The following is a 16,997-nucleotide window of genomic DNA, read 5'->3' as shown; positions in this document are numbered from 1 at the left end:
TAACCCTCGTTCCGACAACCCAAATGGGTGTTTGGTAATTTGTGTTAAGCTGAAAAAGCAATCGAACGAATAAGGAGAAAAACAATGTTTCCACCGAAAGGTTATGACATGGCAAAGTTTGCCGAGATGGGCTATCCTCAAGCATGGTTGGATTACTTCTTGGGCTGGACTGATGAGGAGACAGAAACATCAGAAGGATCGGTTTTTAAGAGAAAGCGAAGAGATTCCGCTCTCAACCTGTATGACATTACAGAAGAACAAGTTGAAGACCCTAATTTTTGGATTAATCTCTAAATACAACGATTGACAATGATAAATCTTCGACTTGCAATTAACAGTTTGATATCATGTTATTTTCCGTTAGCTCGTGTTGAAATGGCGACTGAAGAAAGATAGCAATTTTTTCCGAGTCTACGCATCAATTTCCTTCTCTGTTAGTATTTCAGGCCGTGCTTTCTATGTTGGCCAATTCTCAAAAAAATTCATGAAACTTTTGCTATCAGAGGCTTTCTGTGTTAGCGTAGCGTCTTAATTTTTCCATCACTATCTTTGCTTCTAAGGAGTACGCAGAGGTTTCCAGTTTCCTGAAGGAATAAATGCTGCCCAGTAGTAAGGATGGCTATATTTTTCGCTCTCCAGCATCGCTAGTTGGGTCTTCCGGAGGGCTTCGCTGCGCCCCATACCAGAAAGGAGGCGATCGTAATATTGTACCATCAGGTCTTTAGTAGCTTGGTCGCTTACTTTCCAAAGGCTAATCACTTGACTTTCTGCTCCAGCAAGAACAAGGGCACGTCGCAAGCCATAGATGCCATCCCCTATACCATCATCTTCACCCAAACTACCTACTCCAGTATCGCAGGCAGAGAGAACTACAAGTTTTGTACCTTGCAGGTTAAGGCTAGCAATTTCGTAAGCGGTAAGGATACCATCTTCAATGATATTGTATTCACTGTTGCCACTCTGGCGTTGTTTAACGCCAGACAATATTAAGGCAGAGAGAAGCATCGGGTTTTCATAGGTCTTCTGTTTCTCTGGGTCGGATTGGAGACTGGGTGGAAACCACCCATGAGTAGCAATATGGAGGATTTCGGGGCTATTGATTTGTTTCAATGTACCTTCGCTGGCCTCTGCGTCTAGAAATGGAGAAGCACCGAGTTTTTTTCCAATCGCTTTTGCTTCTTCTCGCGCTCCGTCAAGGGGGGTATAGTCTAATTGTGGGGGTAAGGTAGTAATCGTGCGGGTCAAGGCAACAGGAAGGTTCAAGGGAACAGTTTTGCCTGTTTGGTCGAAGTCGGGATCAGCAAAAATGACAGGGGCTTGTTGGCTGGGATAATTGTTTTGCAGTCGAATGAGGTCTCTGCCTGAAGTAAGGTAGGTGAAAGCATAGTTCTGAATGAGGTAATCTCCTTGTTCGTCAATCAGGCTTTCAAAGGGGATTAAGTTGAGTATGCTGTCAGGTGCAATGAAAATTTGTTTGTGTTCTCCAAGATGTTTGCGGATGGGAGTCATAATTACGGCATCAAGGTTACGAGCGTGTTCTTTGACTTGTTCAAGAGAAGTATCCGATATCCCCTTCACATTAGGTCGCAGGTTACTGAGATGTTCTTTGACTAGCTCATTGATGGAACTCGCTTCACCGAGATCGATGCCAATAGGATCGCTATTAGGATTAAGGATATAGGCTGCGTAGCGGGGAGCTTGCCATTTTTCATTGATGGTAGCTTTGGGATTGTAGGGATGATATTTGACAAACTCAACCAAGCTACTATTAGCAGGTAGTTGGGCTTTAATATCTTCTAAACTAATTGGTTGGGTTGCTTGACGGAAGGGAATACTGAGACGAGCGAGTGTGGCTTCCAAAGTGTTAGCTCGTTGATGCAGTTGTTGCAGTTGAATTTTGTTTTGTTCGGGTGTATGAAAGAATGAATTCGCAATTTCTTGACGCAACTTTTTCCATTCATCAAAGTGGGGTTTGAGATTATCAGGTAGTTTTGTTCTGAGTTGTTGGAACAGAGCAGAGGTTGCATCTAAAATTCTCCCTTTCCGATGCAGAAGGGTTTCCATTGCAAGTTTTGCGGCATCTTGATTGTCTGGCAAGACTCTTAAATGCAATGCGATGGGGTAATTATTGGTGGCAAAGAGTCGATTCCAGAATAGGTCTTGGTGATGGTCTTCAGAGCCATAGTTGAGCGTGTGGTTGATATGACTCTCTTCGAGAGCGAGACTTTTCCGAAAAGAAGTGAGAGCTGATACGGGATCGCCTTGATCCCAATACGATCTTGCAATGCTATTCAGACCCATGACAATTATAGGATGGTCTTCTACTGCTGTATTTTCTGCTATACCCCATATCTGGCGCATTATTTCCAAAGAGGCTATTTCTCGTCCCGCGTCTGCTTTGACTTCTAGCATCGGTAGAGCTTCTGATTCGCTTGCCATTAGACCCCATACTTGGTGAAACATCTCCAAGTACAATTCCCAAAGTTCTGCTTCTGTCTCTATGTTTTCCATCGCTCGATAGAAGTTCATTATTATTTCGGCAATTGGATGCCATGAGTTATCCTCTTCTATCCAATAGAACATCTCTTCGAATATATACTCTAACATTTGGAGATATAATGATTCTCCATTTCTTCCCTGCAATGCAAGTACCTTTTTCCACATGACGAGAGTATTATCGTAATTATCTTCTTCTACTCCTCTTTTTAGTATTTCAAAAAAATCAATAAAGAATGATAGATACGTCTCTATATTTTCATCCATCTCTTGATCCATCTTTTCTAAAAGATGAGAATTCTCTTCTAGTATCTCGATCATATCTTCCAATGCTTGAAGTTGAATCTGTTTTCTTTCTGCATTTCTTCCCAGCGATTTATAGAATTCTCCAAGATTCCATTGAGTTTGAAAAACTTGAGAAAAAACTTCGAAATTGTCTTCTCCAAGCAATCTCTTTTTGATCTCCAGTGCTTCGATATAGACTTGTTCTACTTTCTCATATTTTCTTTGCTCGGAATACAAGATCGCAAGCTCGTTGACAATATTATCGAAAGTCTCAAGAATTTCTTCAGAATGATCTTCTTCTAATCTCCTTTTCTGAATTTCTAGGGCTTTGCAGTAAAGTGGTTCTGCGTCTTTATACCTCCCCAGCAATTGATAAAGCCACGCGAGATTCTTCAGACTTGTTGCCATATTGGGATGGTTTTCTCCCAAGTGATGTTGAAGAATTTCTAGAGCTTCTTCAGCGTGAGTAATACTTTCTGCAACTTTTCCGGCATTGTATAACTCTTGAACTTTATGATTAAGTTGCTTGACTCTATTTAGTTCAACTTTTTCTTGTGGAACTTTAACGAGTTGTTTCACAGTAGGGAAACGGGTTGTTTCACAGTAGGGTTGGAGAGAAGGTCGTTTCACAGTAAAGAAAACTGGTTGTTCCAAGGTTGCACACCCTCCCCATACTGCCGCTAGTCCAATTACACAACCAATCTGCCATCTTCGCATTACTGTACCGCTCCACTAAGACACTACATCACCATATTCAATCTCCGCAATGTAATTCAGGAAGATTTTCCAAAATCACATTGAAAAATTTCCTGATGAATGCCAACGAGAGGTGAAGAGTATTTTCTTGACCACCAGAGGATAGTCTTTCTGGCTAACTCAAAATTATTTTGGGATTCGTCTTCTGGCATCTTCAATTTGCTCATCTAGCTCCTCGATTTGCTCGTTGCTGAATTGTCCAAGTTTCTTACCTTGTTCTAGCCAATCTGCTGCGGCCTTATAGTTCTGTAGCTTATAGTACATTCTCCCGATCGCAACTGATAAATTTGCCTGCACTGTAACCTCTACTTCAGTTTTAGCCATTTCTATAGCAATTTGATACTGCATTAGTGCTTGTTGGTAGAAGGTCAGTTCCTCGTATACTTCCCCTAAAAAATGCCGATATTCGCTTGAGGTTTGGCCATTCGCGATCGCTCCTTCCAGAACGTAAATAGCATCAGCATAAAGTTCATAACGCTGGTAAATATCGGCAAGTTTCAAGGGATTGTTACGTTCATCAAGAGTTAAAGCAGCTAAATCTCGCTTCAGTGCTGCGGTTGTTTCGTCGGTAAGCACCGTAAAGCGACCTTCACAAGGAGAATTTAAACCAAATCCAACACAGTCCGTACCAGAAGCAGAAATGATCGCGCTATAGTTTCTTCCGGGTTTGAGGAGCAAATGAGCAGGAGATACCCACTCATTCTCCACGACTATCTCCGGCTCCATCTGAATACCATTCCGCCTGATTTGGATTTGGTATCGTTCAACCCCCACCACTAGATTCCAGCGCACTCGAAATTGCCCCTGTTGAATATAAGTTGCATTGGGTGTGATAACGTAGGGAATACTAGAATCGACTGGACTGCGCGATTCCCCTACTTGGCATTCTCGATTCAAAAAACGCCGCCACCAACAATTATTACTAGCAAGCTGGATAGGAGCATTCACCGAACGACTCGAATGACGAACAGAACGTGGCGTAATGGCTAGAGTAGGGCCAACTCCCATCAGCAAAACAAATCCGATACTCAAATTCCATTTGATGAAATTTCGCATTGCTTCTTCTCCTTGGCGAGAGCATTACGGGCTTGAGCAAGCCATTGATATTCTTGTGGCTCAGTTAAAGAGGCTTGCTCGCAGCACTGTTGCCAATGGTCAATAGCTCGATTCTCATTACCTGTTTGAGTGACGACTTGTGCCATTAAACAATGAGCGGCACCTGAATTAACCGGGTACTCTTTAGACTGTGCAGCAATCTCTAGTGCCTTTTTCAGGTACTCTTGCGCTCGATCCGGATTATTTTGCATAAATTCTGCCCATCCCAAATTTTTGTGCAGTGCGTACTGCACTCGGGTTGGAGCAGATGGTTTCAGATTGGGTAAAACTCGCAAACCTTGGTGTAGGAGAGCAGCAGCCTCGGCATAATCGTCTTTTAGGATATAGAGCCGCCCCAGATTGTTGTACGCCTCGGGGACTTGCGATCGAATCGCAAAGAGATAGGCAGTTTCCGCTTTCTCAACTTCCTTGAGGTCTTCGTAGAGATTTCCTAAATTGTACTGGGCAAAAGCATTGTCAGGATTGAGTTTAACCGCTCGCTGGTAATTTTGTTCGGCAGAACCTAGCTTTTCACTACGGTAATCCTTAAGTCCCAGATAGTTGTACCAAGAAGACGCAAAGGGCAGGCCCAAAACCCACACCCCCAATAATAGGACAAATCCTGTTGCTGTGAAACCAAGTTGCACTTCAGCCTGTAGATGGGATGGTACTTTTTTGCCCTTCAGAAACTTTTGTACTAAGATTTTGAGACTGTCAGTTGTCCCACTGCGCGTTTGAAAAAAGGCCAACATACTTGATGTAATTACTGTCAATGCTCCCGGAATTCCTGCTCCACCAATAAAAAAGCGTGTTGCAATACTCGCCGTTAAACTCAGGTTAATTGCCCAACCCAATACCGTTAAAAATTCCCACAGTCCATCCAGACGATCCCATTGATGGGGCTGTGTATATTTGTCCAGATGCCACCACCAGCCACTACCAGCTTGTGGAAGGCGATCTCGCCATTCTTGAAAGTCAATATCCTGTGTCGCCAGTGCGAATTTATTGGATTTAGCCAGATTTTGGAGTTCTTTATCAAGTGTCAAAAGCTGGGTAAGGCGACTCGTGGGGATAGTCACCTCTACCTCGAAAGCATGATGTAAGTGCAATCGTATGTTGAGAATATCGAGGACTTGCTCGGGCAATATTTTGTTGGGCTGGTTGTTTAATTCCAAGATTGCATCACGATAACGATCCAACAGATTGTCTATGTGAATCAATGACATTTTCTCGTCGTGCAGTTTAGATATTCGCCACTCAATACTAACTTGAATATTAGTGTGGGGCAAAGGGAGCAACGGAAAAGTTAAGTATTCTGCCAACACTGAAAGCCTTTTAGTGCAAGAGATTCACCAATATTTTAGAGTTTAATATTGCCACTATTGAGGTTTCAGAGGCTTGAACTTTGAGGAATCATCTGACTTTGATTGGATGGCTTTGAGGACGGATTCTTGAGTCGTATAAAGTGAATTAGCTGCACCACTCGTCAGATCGAAATATGTCGCAAAGCGCTTTAATTTCCCGGTCGTTAACTGTATTAAATATTCAGCAGCTTCGGCAGCCACTCTTTGATTGATGCCCAAACTTTGACGGTTGTGCTGGATTAATTCTTCACAGGATAAAGAACTTCGATCCGATTCTTCTGGCTGAGGAACGAGCAAATCGGGGTGCTGAATATTGGGTGCGGGCAAGCGGTGACACCCCAGTTCGTGAAATTGGTAGAAGTCGGGATCGGTATTAACATGAGAGCCAAGTAACACTTGCCCGCTCGTCTCCCAATTGCCGCAGTCGAGCCACCACAGATAAGTTCCCATGCCGTAAGTCCATTGATGGAGTTCAACGGCACGAGTAATGGCGGTTCGGGCGGCGGCATTATCGACACAACCGATGAGAATAGTGAGAGTGTCGGAGTCGGTATCGATGAGGCGAGGATCGAAAGGTTCGGGAATGGCAGCGATCGCAATGCCCCAAGCCAGACTGTAGCGAAGGGCTAGGGTTTTGGCTTTATTAGAACCGATTTCGGCATCACAGAAATTCTGTCTCCCAATATTGGCTTCTTCAACGGTATCCGGGTCGATAAAGATAACCTCGATTTGCTTGCCATTTTCGGCGAGAACCCGCGCCAGTCGGCAAATTGTCGCCGCCAGCCAACTGCCATTGCCTCCGCAACCGACAAGAACGAAACTAACTTTAGCGTGACTGGACAAGATAAGGGGTTTGGCGTTGAGAAAATCGTAAGTGAGGTGTTTCACGGTTGCTTATTGATGGTGTAAAAAGTGTAGGCAAGGCGATCGCGAACGGCAACATCGACTATGAAATCGGGAAGGTCGAAAGCGAGGCTGGCAGGAATGACCAGAAAATGTCCGAATAAGCCGATTCTCAAAAGGATTTCCGGCTGTAGGGTATCCAAACGACCGACGATGCCGTAGAGTCGAAACCCGTCCTCTTCAGCGTTGTCGGTTGCCGAAAACCGAGCCGCACCCGTCCCGTGGGAGTGAAATTCCGCGATCGCGTCGTGGTAAGGTTCGGTGGCTTGACATTGCCATTGCTCTTGGGTTTGGAGAGGGACGCGCAATTGCCAGCGATCGCCCTGACGATGGAGATGGAACAAGATTTCCAGCCAACTGCCCTCACAGCGAGCGAGGTAGCTCTGTTGCCAAATTGAGAGGAGAATTTTTTTAGGGATGGGAAACGGCTCAATTTTGATAATTGGAGAGAGATTCGGCAGTCCGCGAATGGGAGTATCGTAGCGTTGAACGGGCATGAGAACTTCCAATCCGGGTCGCTTCCCTCGCACGAACACGCCATTTCCAGCAAAGAGATACTCGAACATCGTGCCGGCTTGGGGTGGTAAAGGAAGCTGTTTGATAATCTGGTAATTAACGATCTGCAAGAACCACCTCCGTCAATTTTTGTAGAGTGCCGTAGGGTTTGGCAACAGGAATGAGATCCGAGAGGGGATAGCGACAGCGTGGGGAGGTTTGCGAGCGATCGTGGAGTTGGAGCAATCGCTCTGTAATATCTTGGGGAAATCGTCGGGATTTGTAGTTAAGGTAATGGTTGCTGAAAGGACTGTCTATAAAGAGCTTCCAGGCCTCGCCAATGTGGTGCAAGTTAGCGGTTGGAGGATGGTTGTTGCCCCAACAAATCAGGCCAAAATTGTTGGCATCTACGTTGGTGAGGGGTGCGTGAAAGGCTGGAGCATCGGGATCGAAATGGGGCGATCGCGTTGCCCACAGCCAGTAATTTTTGCCCAGTCCCACAAAGACGAAGGAAGGGAGAGGAATGCAAAGCTGGCGATCGCCTAAAGTAATGGCGTATCGCGCTCGAGGGATAAAGAGAACGCTCCACTCTCCCCGTCGGTTGCTGCCGTGACGTAGGATATTGTGAGGTATCCAACCCGAGTCGAGGGGCTGGTTATTGAAAGCAAGGCGCAAGGAGTCAGAAGAGAGGCTTTTGTAAACTTCTCGTCCATCTTCTCGGTAGTGAAAGAGGTAAGTATCTTGGAGAAACAGCAATTCGGCTTGGATGCAAGTTAGCGATCGCGGAGCATCCCTTAGAATAGGTTTGGGAGTCGATGAAGCGCTGTTCCATAGGTCGATAATGCGTCGGAGTCGAAGGGGTAAATCGTCTTCAAGCCAGTCGAGAAACGGATCGATGGTGTGGATGATGCGTTCGGCTTGGATGTACTTGCGGCTGAGAAAGCGGACATTTTCTGGCGACCATGCCAGCATCGTGCCGTAAACGCCATTCATCCATCCTCCCGGTTCATCCAGCCAGACATTGCCAGTGGAGAAGTCAACGAGTTTGAGGGCAAGTGGTGCGTATTGGATGGGTTTCCCTTGTTGGCAGCAGATGCGCTGGAATTTTCGGGCATCGATCGCGCTGGGATGAGCAATGTTTGCAAAAGTCAGGGTGTCGTCAAATTCTTCTCGATACCATTCTTCCCCAAACGCATCCATTTCTTCAAGGTAGTGCCTGCCCGATGCCGTCAGAGGAAGCAGGGCGCTAAAGCCAGCACGAAGCGTTTCGATGCTTTCATCGTCGATCCATCCTAAGCCAACGGGAGTCACTAAGATGAGATGAGGCGGAATGACATCGTTTACGCATTCTTCGAGATCCAGATAGGGCAAGGGAAACAGGCGATCGTTAACCAGATTCAAGAACTCCCATTCTTTGAGACTGCGTTCGCATTCATTGAGAGAATAGGGACTCGTCTGGCTTTGGGCAAATTCTTTCGGGAAGAAGTCTCGATACAGGGAGAGGAGGCGATAGCGAGCCAAATGCTCTTGGAGATACTCGAGGGCATCGCGAGGAGTGACCACTGCCCGACATTGCCGCAGGAGATGAATTGCCTGTTGCGGTTCGAGGATGAGTTGGGGAGTCATATTGCAATGGGAAACCGCGTTGTGACTGTTCGCTGAAATGACAAGGTTAAAAACCGATGGGCATCACCGTGGCACAATTGGGAAGTTGTTTGAGGCGATCGAGGCTGGCGCGATAATCCTCGATCTCTTCTGTTCCTCGAGCGATCGCGGTTTCGATGTTGCTGGCGATCGCCTCCATTTCATCAATGCCAATACCGCCGCTCAATTCGAGATGTTGAATCTTTCGAGCCATTGCGATCGCCGGATTGAGAGTTTCTGGAGCATTGCAGAGTGCAGTGAGGGGCGATGCTCCTTTGGTTCCCGATTGTTTGGTCATTTTGATAGGCTGTCCGGGAACGCGCTCGATTTTAGCACTCGCCGCGGCGGGCGCAAAGGGAGACAGGAGGACGCGGAGCTTGTTGTCATCTTCGGCAATTTCTCGCTCGACTGGGTACTGCTGCCCCTCAAAGAGGACGATGATAGAGTCTTCACTTTTGTTAGTATTCGTATCGCTCATAGTCCGAATAGATTAACTTGTGTGGGCTGAGTTTCAACGGGTTCTGCGGGTTGAGAATCGGTTTTTGCTTGTTTGCGCTTGGGTTTCTTCTTCTCTCTTGACTGCTTAACCTCCGCACGATAGCGACGGTTGGGCAAGTCAGCTTCGAGTTGGGAAAGAATGTCCTGAATGGTTTGGGGTAAGGGTTCGAGGTCTGTCAGCCATGCGAGTCGGGCAATGGGCAAATCCTCATGGGTGCTGGCGGCGACGATGGCTCGACGCTGGCCATCTGCTGTTTCTGGGAGTAAAGTGAGGACAATGCGAACGGTACACCGATTCAACTCGTAAGGTTCGGACGTTTGGGTTTCTTCGTCCGTTTGCAAGGATGCTGGAGATGGGGAAAGAACTTGCAAAAATGCCGTTTCACCTGCTTCGTAACGTTCGCGATCGAATAAGAGGCCGAGTTTCTGAAATTTCTCTTCTGGCGTTAGTTTGGAGGATTTAGAAGGGCTTGCGATCGCCTTGAGTTCTTCAAGACTGGCAGAAATATCGGCTCGGGCGGCGGCTTCTTCTAGTGTTATCCATGCGGTCATGAGATTTCATGAATCAATGAGGGCAATTGTTAAGTTTTCTGGCGCTTTTTCTTTGAGGTTGTTTTTTCGGTTCGATCGCCTTGAAAACTGTTGAGATTGTTGCCTGCCAAGAGTTGGTAGGTTACTTTTCGCCTGCGATAAACCTGCGTCCCTTCTACGGGAATACCTCGTTTCCAAGCCGCAGTAATTGCCTTTTTATTGGCGGTATATTTGGTTTTCTTCACTTTCTTGCGTAGCTCTGGAGGCAATTCATCTGCATCGAGATTTAACTCGCAGGTTACTGTCCGATATTCAGGAGGAAGGTCTTGAGGCGCAATTTCGATTTCACAGGTGGGTGGATTGTCTTTAACGGCAATTCGGCGCTGTTTTCCAGCAATTTCTGTTCCAAACGCACCGCGCTCGTTAAGGGAGAGAATAGTTTTATCGAGTCGGTTTCTCCAGCCTTGCAGTTGGGCGATCGCGCTTTCGTGAATGTCGGTTAAATGCTTCAATCTGGCGGTAACGGCGGCAATTTCCGCATCGATTTGGTCGGCGAGATCGGCATAGGCATCGATGGCGAGTTCTTGCTCTTCTTGGTTTTGTAGGAGGGATTCCAGAAGGCGATCGATCTCCTCCTGAGTCGTTGCTTTTTGGAGAGATCGCCAAAGATGTGCTGCTTTGGTGGAAGTGCTTGCAAGCGATCGCGTGGCTAAAGTCATTTAATATTCTCCATAAGTACAAGTGTGATAATAATCTCGTTCGAGTGCGATTCGTTCGATGAGGGTATCGGTTTCATCTGAAGTTTCTGGAGTTGCAATTGCTGGGGATTGCGATCGCTTTCTTGAGAAAATTTTGATTTTTGAGTGAGTGTTTGATGAGCGATCGCATTGATGATTCAGTCGATCTTCAGGCATTGTTATTTCGCGATGAACCGTTTGGGTTGTGCGGAACAAACGGGGCGATAGCCCTTTGAACTGCCTTATTCTTCTGCGGAGTCCGAGAAATATTGGGGAACATTCATGCGCTCGTGGAGAACGCGCACGACTTCGATCCCATTATCCGATGGGCGGTAAAAAATGAGATGCTTGCCTTCTGGATACATCCGACAGGTGGCAAATAATTCCGATCGCGGACTGCCTTTAGCTGGATTTTGGGCAAGATCGATAAATCTGCGTTCTAGTTGTTTGAGATAGCGATCGGCTTGCTTTTTGCCCCAAGTTTGATAAGTGTATTGCCAAATTCCGACAAGATCCGCATCGGCCAGTCGCGTCAGGCGATATTCAGGCATTCTCTTCTACGGTAGAACTGTTGGCGGCGGCGATGATTTCTGCCACCGAGCGATCGCTGAATTCTCCCCGTTCGGCTTGGTCGAAACCCAAGAGAACGGCATCCCGCAAGGCTTGACGTTTAATATCGAGCATTTGGTCGTGTTGCTCCATCAAGCGCAAGGCTTCGCGAATGACCTCGCTGGCATTGTTGTATAAGCCAGAAGCTACTTTTTCTTTAACCATCTCTTCGAGACGGGGAGTGAGAGAGACGTGCATGGTCGAATTGTGTCGTTACTCTTCCATGCTGCACGAAGCGACAAAGATTGTCAATGTTTGTCGGGTTTTGCAAGCTATTCTCTGGAATCGCAAAAAGTTACTTGTTCGTTTTGTAGGTAACTCTGCTATGATGCTGGAAAAAGCAGTTACTTTCGTAGGTAACTATGACCGACAAACTCCCAAAGCACGTTCTCGACGGAAATATTCTCACCACCACAGACGGGAAAAAGATCGAACTTGCCTCGAAACAATGGCAGGATTTTATTCAAAAGGTCAAACCCAATTCATTTTGGGTCGTTGTGGGAGGAGAGATAGAAGGTTATTCCTGTCGCCGCGAATCCATTCACAACGGCGATCGCTGGTATGCTTACAAGCGCATTCAAGGGAAGTTGAAGAAGCGTTACATTTGTTCGGATGAAGACATGGCACTGAACCCCACTCGAGCCATGTTTCAGGAGATGGCTAAAGCGTTAACCCAACCCGTTAAACCGAGGAAATCCAGCAAGGCGATCGCCCTCGAGGAAATTCAGCAAAAACTAACTCATTGTGAAACCAAAATTACTCGATTAAATGAAGAGAGAGAACAACTCAAAGCAGAAAATAAAAGATTGCAAGCAGAACTCGAACAACGGGATCGGGCGATCGGGAAAAAAAGCGAGGAAGATGTAGAGTTGAAAAAGAAGGAATTTCGCAAGCAAGAAGAACAATTGAAAGCCTTCCGAAAAATCGTTCTGCGAATGCCTTTTTACACTTACGAACCCTTCGACGTTCACAAAACCTCAGTTATTTACGACAAATTCGGAAGGAAATATAAAGTAAGAGGCTTTGGGGATTATTTGGACAAACTTGAGGGCATCAGTACCAATCACCCCAAAAGCGGTAATGGGATCGTTATTCCCAAAGACGCGATTTGGAAAGTTTACGAAACCGATTTCGATGGGATTTTGCCCCAGCCAGTAGGGACGTTTCATGAAACGTCCGTACAAAGAGGCGGAGAAATTGCTCGCGATCGCGGCTTGACCAAAACCCAGTTAAAACAAGCGCGGAAAGTTGGCGATCGCCTCTTGGCTAAAGATGGTTCGGTGTGGAAGTTGACGGGAGAATCGGAGTCTCCCGAAGAGAGGGAATTTCGCTGCTTGTTGGCAGGCGATCGATAAAATTGCTCTTTGTATTAGAAAAAGGTTCTGAAAACCTTGAAAACTCTCATAGTAGATTGACAGCCGTATCAGGAAAAGGTTCTGAAATCGCCTCCATTTTGCCTGAAATTCCAGCCAAAATCGAGCGATCGCGAGTGACTCCTGTAAAAATTTTCCTTATTTTGAAGGTGTATCAGCAAAAGGTCAACGAAATTACGTGATAGAATGAGTTAAGGCGTTTACATCGTGTCAGCAAAAGGTCTATGAGTTGGCTGCAATTCGGAGTTGATGAGAGCGATCGCCTTGTCCCCATTGAGGAAGTTCGCAAAGGCAAGACAGCTCTCAGATGTCCATACTGCGGTGGGCAAGAGCTAATTGCTAAAAAAGGTAAGGTGATGGCATGGCACTTTGCTCATTCTGGGGAGACGTGCCGGCAGGCCTCGGGCGATCGCGAGTTGCCAGTGCTGCCCTATTACAATCGCTTCGATCTCCGCATGGCAGGCAAATACCACTCGGTTCTATGCAAGCTCTGGGCTAATTTTGGGGATGGGTTGTTTTCAAAACCCGTGCATTGTGAGGTTCTGAAGGCAAAAGGTTGTATAGAGTTGAACAGCTACAAACAAAAATGGCAGTTTACCAAGCTCGGCAAGCTGGTAGTAGGAGCGCTATCTCTCAATCTCTTCAACCAACTCCAAAGACCGCTTATTGTCGAACGATTGCAAGAGCTGGAAAACGCGGTTATCGAAGCCAAGCGCAAGGGGACAGTCGCAACGCTGGCCGATGCTCTAACCGATCTCCGACTTTATCGCACTCAATACGTGCGTACCCTAAACCAAACATTATATTTTTTGGAGATTCAAGCAGATGAGGACAAGTTTCACAAAATTGGCGTGACTGAGCGCGAAGTCAGCGATCGCATCCTAGAAATTCGCGCCGATTTAGCCAAGCACTACCAAGATATTAAGATTAAAATCCTCATCACTAAGCCGCGCCGAGGTAATGTTGAACCTTATTTTAAGTATCGCTATCGGCACAATAGAAAAACGGTTGGCAACCATACTGAATACTTTTATTTTGGGGATAATTTAAGACATATTAAAAGCGACTTAAATCGCATGAAACCGCGTGCTTTGAGCAAAACTGAAGAGGAAATGCTTGCCACTGATTTCTCGACAGTGAAGCGATCGCTTTTGACCAAAGCAGGGATGAAAGATGGTAAAAAAGCAGGGCGAAAGAAAAAGCAGCCATACGAAATTCTAATCGACCATCCCGACATTGTTCGGGCGCTAAAACAAGGGTTATCGCTACGGAAGGCTGCTGAAGAGACAGGGGTAGCCGTTAACACCGTTGTTCGGGTGAAGAATGCAATGGGATTTAAGACAGAGCGCGATGTGCTAAAGCTAACCGAGATGCAACAGGAGGCAACGCGGGAGAAATACTATTTACATCGCAACCACGGCCAGAGCGATCGCTAGATTCTTTTATCAATAGGAATTAGCCGTACCGCCCTCAATCATGCCTTGCGAGGGGAAGAGATCGAGCGCGAAATTTTCGAGAAACTCATGGATTGGTTGCGAGACTGGCGATCGCGGAGATAATTGATAAAGGAGACAGGGAAATGAAATTACCACAAAGAGCGATCGCAAAAATCCGGCGCAAGATATGGAAATAGTTGGTTTTAAGCGCGCTATCCTTCACGAGATTTCAAATAAAGAAAGCTGACCGGGAGAAACATTCGATTGTCCCAGGTAGTGGTAGCTTAAATGACAAGCAGTACATAAAGGAATCAGATTGGAGCGCCGATTGTCTTCTGGCATCCGATTGGCATGGTGAACTACCAGCGTCCGTGCCGTGCGTTCGGATTTTGTTAGCTCCGAAGTGTCGTCTCCGGGTTTGATGCACTGCCAGCCGCACTTGTGACAGCGCCACCCAGCCTCTTCTTTCACGGCCAAGGCGATTTCTTTCCAATTGTCGGGATAGCGCTGGCGGCGGGACATACTCTCGATTGATTCGATGGTGTTATAGCATTTTAGCCCATTCCTACTCAGTTGAGGACGGCGCGATCGCAGAGGTCGTCAAGCTGTCGCCTTCGTTTCAATTCCTCGGCCAGTGCGGGAAATCGCTCCAAAGTCGGGTCTTTCTTGAGAATCCGTCGTGCGGCTCGGTATGCTGCATCTAAAAGGGCTTCATCCTCGCTTAAATCCGCTAAAGCAAACTTGAGAATGCCAGATTGTTGCGTTCCCAAAACCTTACCCGGACCGCGCAATTGCAAGTCAAATTCGGCCAACTCGAAACCATCTTGGCAGCGTTCCATCATTTCCAATCTGGCACGGGAGGAATCGGAGAGAGAATCGCTGGCAAGATAGCAGTAGGATTGCCATTGACTGCGACCCACTCGCCCTCGCAGTTGGTGCAATTGTGCCAAACCAAAGCGTTCCGCGTGTTCGATGAGAATGACGGTCGCCAAGGGGTTATCGACTCCCACCTCAACCACTGTCGTACTGACCAGAATGGGGGTTTTGCCCGCTTGGAAATGGGCGATCGCCAGCTGTTTCTCATCAGCTTTCATCCGTCCGTGCAGCAGTCCTACCGAGAATTCGGGGAAGATTTGGACGGATAGGCGATCGCGTTCGGCAATGGCGGCTTTGAGGTCGAGTTTGTCGGAGGCTTCCACCAAGGGCAGGATAATGTAAGCCTGTCTGCCTTGTTGCACCTCCTCTCGAATGCGCTGATAGGCAATGTGGCGATCGCATTTGGGAGAATCGCTCAAGAGTTGGGTGAGAATGGGTTTGCGTCCGGGGGGCAGTTCGTCAATGCGCGAGATCGTCAAATCTCCGTAAGCGGTGAGAGCGAGGGTGCGCGGGATGGGGGTGGCCGTCATGGTCAGGACGTGAGGAAAATGTCCTTTCTGTTGCAATTGGTGACGGGCAACAACCCCAAAACGGTGACTTTCATCGCAGATAACCAATCCCAACTGCTTGAAGTTTACCCGTTTTTGAATCAGGGCGTGAGTGCCGACGAGTAAGGACAGTTGACCCGATGCGATTTTCCGGTAGATGGTTTGGCGGGGTTGGGTTGCGGTCGAACCCGTCAGCAGGGAGGTCGAAACCCCCAAAGGTGCAAACCACTTGGCAATCTTACGATGGTGCTGTCGGGCGAGAATTTCCGTGGGAGCCATCAATGCCACTTGGTAGCCGGCTTGAATGGTGGCGAGAGCGGCAAAACAAGCCACGCAGGTTTTCCCAGAACCCACATCTCCCTGTACCAAGCGGTTCATGGGTTGGGGTTGGCTCATATCCTCGAGGATTTCTCGAATGACACGCTGTTGGGCGGAGGTTAGGGAGAAGGGCAAACCCCCAGCAAAGCGATCGAGCAGGGTTCCGGTTTTGGCGAGAGGGATGCCCGGTTGTTGCTGGAAGGCGCGGCGGCGTTGGAGCATTCCCAGAGCAAGGTAGAAGAATTCATCGAAAGCGAGGCGATCTCGGGCGGTTTTGAGTCCTTCTTGGTTTTTGGGAAAATGGATGTTGGCGATCGCTTCTTGCAGGTCTGCCAGTCCAAACCGCGAACGTAATGGTGAGGGAAGAGGGTCTTCAAGGGGTAAAGCGGAGATACGTGTAAAATAGGACATAGATGTTAAGGACTGTATGTTTTTCTCAGAAATAGTCCCTTAATTGCTCTGTATCTCAATCAATTTCTCATTATAGATGCTGTTATAACTATCAATCGTAGGAACTATTGATATAGTCGCATTCTTCCCTTCGCAATCGTTCATTCCTACGAAAGACTTCCAAATTAGCGCTTGGACCGGGGTAGGTAGTCATACGATATTCAATATTCCCATTTAAAAAACGGTAAACACTCTCTTCATGATAGTAATTTACAACACCATTTTCAAGATAAATACCACCAAAATCGGGAGAGCTTGATTCGTATGTTAAATTTCCTCGATAGCTTGAGATAGTAATTGTAAAAGAGCCACATTTATACTTTTCAAAAAAGTCTGAATGTGCTTCAGAAGAATTATTATTCTCCTTTTTTTCTCTCAACCTTGCTTTGACTTTTAAAACAATCTTTTTTGCAAGTTCTTCAAGTTTTTTGTCTGAAATATTCGAGTATTTACTGTTAGTATTTTTAATACTTTTTAATTCCTGTAATACCGCAGAATTTGCTGTTTCTGTTGCTTCGTCTATGGATAAAGGGGTCTACCGAACTTAGTATGTAAAACTAAGTTGAGAAAAGGGCATCCAACC

General features: G+C 46.6%; 18 protein-coding genes. 4 read left to right on the top strand and 14 right to left on the bottom strand.

The annotated features are described in order from the left end of the window. The first annotated feature begins 84 nt into the window (after nt 1-84). A complete protein-coding gene (locus AC6RV6_RS25735) occupies nt 85-294 on the top strand; it encodes a hypothetical protein (RefSeq protein WP_500243746.1) in 210 nt (69 codons plus the stop codon). 261 nt (nt 295-555) lie between these two features. On the opposite strand, the gene AC6RV6_RS25730 is transcribed toward AC6RV6_RS25735, so the two are convergent. The 12 genes from AC6RV6_RS25730 to AC6RV6_RS25675 form a co-directional block, all read right to left on the bottom strand. Continuing rightward, complete coding sequence (locus tag AC6RV6_RS25730; RefSeq protein ID WP_500243745.1) at nt 556-3,498, bottom strand: CHAT domain-containing protein; 2,943 nt, start codon at nt 3,496-3,498, stop codon at nt 556-558. Nucleotides 3,499-3,663: 165 nt separating this feature from the next. Further along, a complete protein-coding gene (locus AC6RV6_RS25725; protein ID WP_500243744.1) occupies nt 3,664-4,593 on the bottom strand; it encodes a tetratricopeptide repeat protein in 930 nt (309 codons plus the stop codon). Beyond that, complete coding sequence (locus tag AC6RV6_RS25720; protein ID WP_500243743.1) at nt 4,566-5,858, bottom strand: tetratricopeptide repeat protein; 1,293 nt, start codon at nt 5,856-5,858, stop codon at nt 4,566-4,568. Before AC6RV6_RS25720 ends, AC6RV6_RS25725 begins: the two co-directional genes overlap by 28 nt. A gap of 153 nt (nt 5,859-6,011) precedes the next feature. Beyond that, nucleotides 6,012-6,884, bottom strand: coding sequence for a PRTRC system ThiF family protein (locus AC6RV6_RS25715; protein WP_500243742.1), 873 nt, complete (start codon nt 6,882-6,884; stop codon nt 6,012-6,014). Continuing rightward, the gene (locus AC6RV6_RS25710) at nt 6,881-7,525 is read right to left on the bottom strand and encodes a Mov34/MPN/PAD-1 family protein (protein ID WP_500243741.1); all 645 of its coding nucleotides are present in this window, start codon (nt 7,523-7,525) and stop codon (nt 6,881-6,883) included. The genes AC6RV6_RS25715 and AC6RV6_RS25710 overlap by 4 nt, the downstream gene beginning before the upstream one ends. After that, nucleotides 7,512-9,020, bottom strand: coding sequence for a hypothetical protein (locus AC6RV6_RS25705; protein ID WP_500243740.1), 1,509 nt, complete (start codon nt 9,018-9,020; stop codon nt 7,512-7,514). The genes AC6RV6_RS25710 and AC6RV6_RS25705 overlap by 14 nt, the downstream gene beginning before the upstream one ends. Before the next feature lie 46 nt (nt 9,021-9,066). Further along, a complete protein-coding gene (locus tag AC6RV6_RS25700) occupies nt 9,067-9,516 on the bottom strand; it encodes a hypothetical protein (protein ID WP_500243739.1) in 450 nt (149 codons plus the stop codon). Continuing rightward, complete coding sequence (locus AC6RV6_RS25695; protein WP_500243738.1) at nt 9,513-10,088, bottom strand: hypothetical protein; 576 nt, start codon at nt 10,086-10,088, stop codon at nt 9,513-9,515. The genes AC6RV6_RS25700 and AC6RV6_RS25695 overlap by 4 nt, the downstream gene beginning before the upstream one ends. A 29-nt stretch (nt 10,089-10,117) precedes the next feature. Further along, nucleotides 10,118-10,786: a siphovirus Gp157 family protein gene (locus AC6RV6_RS25690; protein WP_500243737.1), complete on the bottom strand. Its 669-nt coding sequence runs from the start codon at nt 10,784-10,786 to the stop codon at nt 10,118-10,120. Beyond that, nucleotides 10,787-10,981 (bottom strand): hypothetical protein, encoded by a 195-nt coding sequence (locus tag AC6RV6_RS25685; RefSeq protein WP_500243736.1) that lies wholly within the window; start codon nt 10,979-10,981, stop codon nt 10,787-10,789. 65 nt (nt 10,982-11,046) lie between these two features. Beyond that, on the bottom strand, nt 11,047-11,355 hold the full coding sequence (locus tag AC6RV6_RS25680; RefSeq protein ID WP_500243735.1) for a type II toxin-antitoxin system RelE/ParE family toxin: 309 nt from the start codon (nt 11,353-11,355) through the stop codon (nt 11,047-11,049). Continuing rightward, entirely contained in the window at nt 11,348-11,611 is a 264-nt protein-coding gene (locus tag AC6RV6_RS25675; protein WP_500243734.1) for a type II toxin-antitoxin system ParD family antitoxin, read from the bottom strand. Before AC6RV6_RS25675 ends, AC6RV6_RS25680 begins: the two co-directional genes overlap by 8 nt. A gap of 164 nt (nt 11,612-11,775) precedes the next feature. Between AC6RV6_RS25675 and AC6RV6_RS25670 the strand changes: the two genes are divergently transcribed. Genes AC6RV6_RS25670 through AC6RV6_RS25660 form a run of 3 tightly spaced genes read left to right on the top strand, consistent with a single transcriptional unit; the run spans nt 11,776 to nt 14,222 of the window. Beyond that, nucleotides 11,776-12,768, top strand: a complete 993-nt coding sequence (locus tag AC6RV6_RS25670) for a coiled-coil domain-containing protein (protein ID WP_500243733.1) — start codon at nt 11,776-11,778, stop codon at nt 12,766-12,768. Nucleotides 12,769-12,824: 56 nt separating this feature from the next. Then, nucleotides 12,825-12,968 (top strand): hypothetical protein, encoded by a 144-nt coding sequence (locus AC6RV6_RS25665; RefSeq protein ID WP_500243732.1) that lies wholly within the window; start codon nt 12,825-12,827, stop codon nt 12,966-12,968. Nucleotides 12,969-13,010: 42 nt separating this feature from the next. Next, nucleotides 13,011-14,222, top strand: coding sequence for a competence protein CoiA family protein (locus AC6RV6_RS25660; RefSeq protein ID WP_500243731.1), 1,212 nt, complete (start codon nt 13,011-13,013; stop codon nt 14,220-14,222). A gap of 219 nt (nt 14,223-14,441) precedes the next feature. On the opposite strand, the gene AC6RV6_RS25655 is transcribed toward AC6RV6_RS25660, so the two are convergent. Together AC6RV6_RS25655 and recG are read right to left on the bottom strand one after the other, a co-directional pair. Beyond that, nucleotides 14,442-14,744, bottom strand: coding sequence for an HNH endonuclease (locus tag AC6RV6_RS25655; protein ID WP_500243730.1), 303 nt, complete (start codon nt 14,742-14,744; stop codon nt 14,442-14,444). 47 nt (nt 14,745-14,791) lie between these two features. After that, complete coding sequence (recG, locus tag AC6RV6_RS25650) at nt 14,792-16,393, bottom strand: ATP-dependent DNA helicase RecG (protein WP_500243762.1); 1,602 nt, start codon at nt 16,391-16,393, stop codon at nt 14,792-14,794. Nucleotides 16,394-16,997: the final 604 nt, after the last annotated feature.

It is taken from the genome of Spirulina sp. LEGE 11439 (assembly GCF_059821285.1).
This window is presented reverse-complemented; position numbering and strand designations above follow the sequence as displayed.

Excerpts from the sequence above, each read along its gene's own strand:
- AC6RV6_RS25735 (WP_500243746.1), top strand. The coding sequence starts at position 85 with ATGTTTCCACCGAAAGGTTATGACATGGCAAAGTTTGCCGAGATGGGC.
- AC6RV6_RS25730 (WP_500243745.1), bottom strand. The coding sequence starts at position 3,498 with ATGCGAAGATGGCAGATTGGTTGTGTAATTGGACTAGCGGCAGTATGG.
- AC6RV6_RS25725 (WP_500243744.1), bottom strand. The coding sequence starts at position 4,593 with ATGCGAAATTTCATCAAATGGAATTTGAGTATCGGATTTGTTTTGCTG.
- AC6RV6_RS25720 (WP_500243743.1), bottom strand. The coding sequence starts at position 5,858 with ATGTCATTGATTCACATAGACAATCTGTTGGATCGTTATCGTGATGCA.
- AC6RV6_RS25705 (WP_500243740.1), bottom strand. The coding sequence starts at position 9,020 with ATGACTCCCCAACTCATCCTCGAACCGCAACAGGCAATTCATCTCCTG.
- AC6RV6_RS25700 (WP_500243739.1), bottom strand. The coding sequence starts at position 9,516 with ATGAGCGATACGAATACTAACAAAAGTGAAGACTCTATCATCGTCCTC.
- AC6RV6_RS25695 (WP_500243738.1), bottom strand. The coding sequence starts at position 10,088 with ATGACCGCATGGATAACACTAGAAGAAGCCGCCGCCCGAGCCGATATT.
- AC6RV6_RS25690 (WP_500243737.1), bottom strand. The coding sequence starts at position 10,786 with ATGACTTTAGCCACGCGATCGCTTGCAAGCACTTCCACCAAAGCAGCA.
- AC6RV6_RS25685 (WP_500243736.1), bottom strand. The coding sequence starts at position 10,981 with ATGCCTGAAGATCGACTGAATCATCAATGCGATCGCTCATCAAACACT.
- AC6RV6_RS25680 (WP_500243735.1), bottom strand. The coding sequence starts at position 11,355 with ATGCCTGAATATCGCCTGACGCGACTGGCCGATGCGGATCTTGTCGGA.
- AC6RV6_RS25675 (WP_500243734.1), bottom strand. The coding sequence starts at position 11,611 with ATGCACGTCTCTCTCACTCCCCGTCTCGAAGAGATGGTTAAAGAAAAA.
- AC6RV6_RS25670 (WP_500243733.1), top strand. The coding sequence starts at position 11,776 with ATGACCGACAAACTCCCAAAGCACGTTCTCGACGGAAATATTCTCACC.
- AC6RV6_RS25660 (WP_500243731.1), top strand. The coding sequence starts at position 13,011 with ATGAGTTGGCTGCAATTCGGAGTTGATGAGAGCGATCGCCTTGTCCCC.
- AC6RV6_RS25655 (WP_500243730.1), bottom strand. The coding sequence starts at position 14,744 with ATGTCCCGCCGCCAGCGCTATCCCGACAATTGGAAAGAAATCGCCTTG.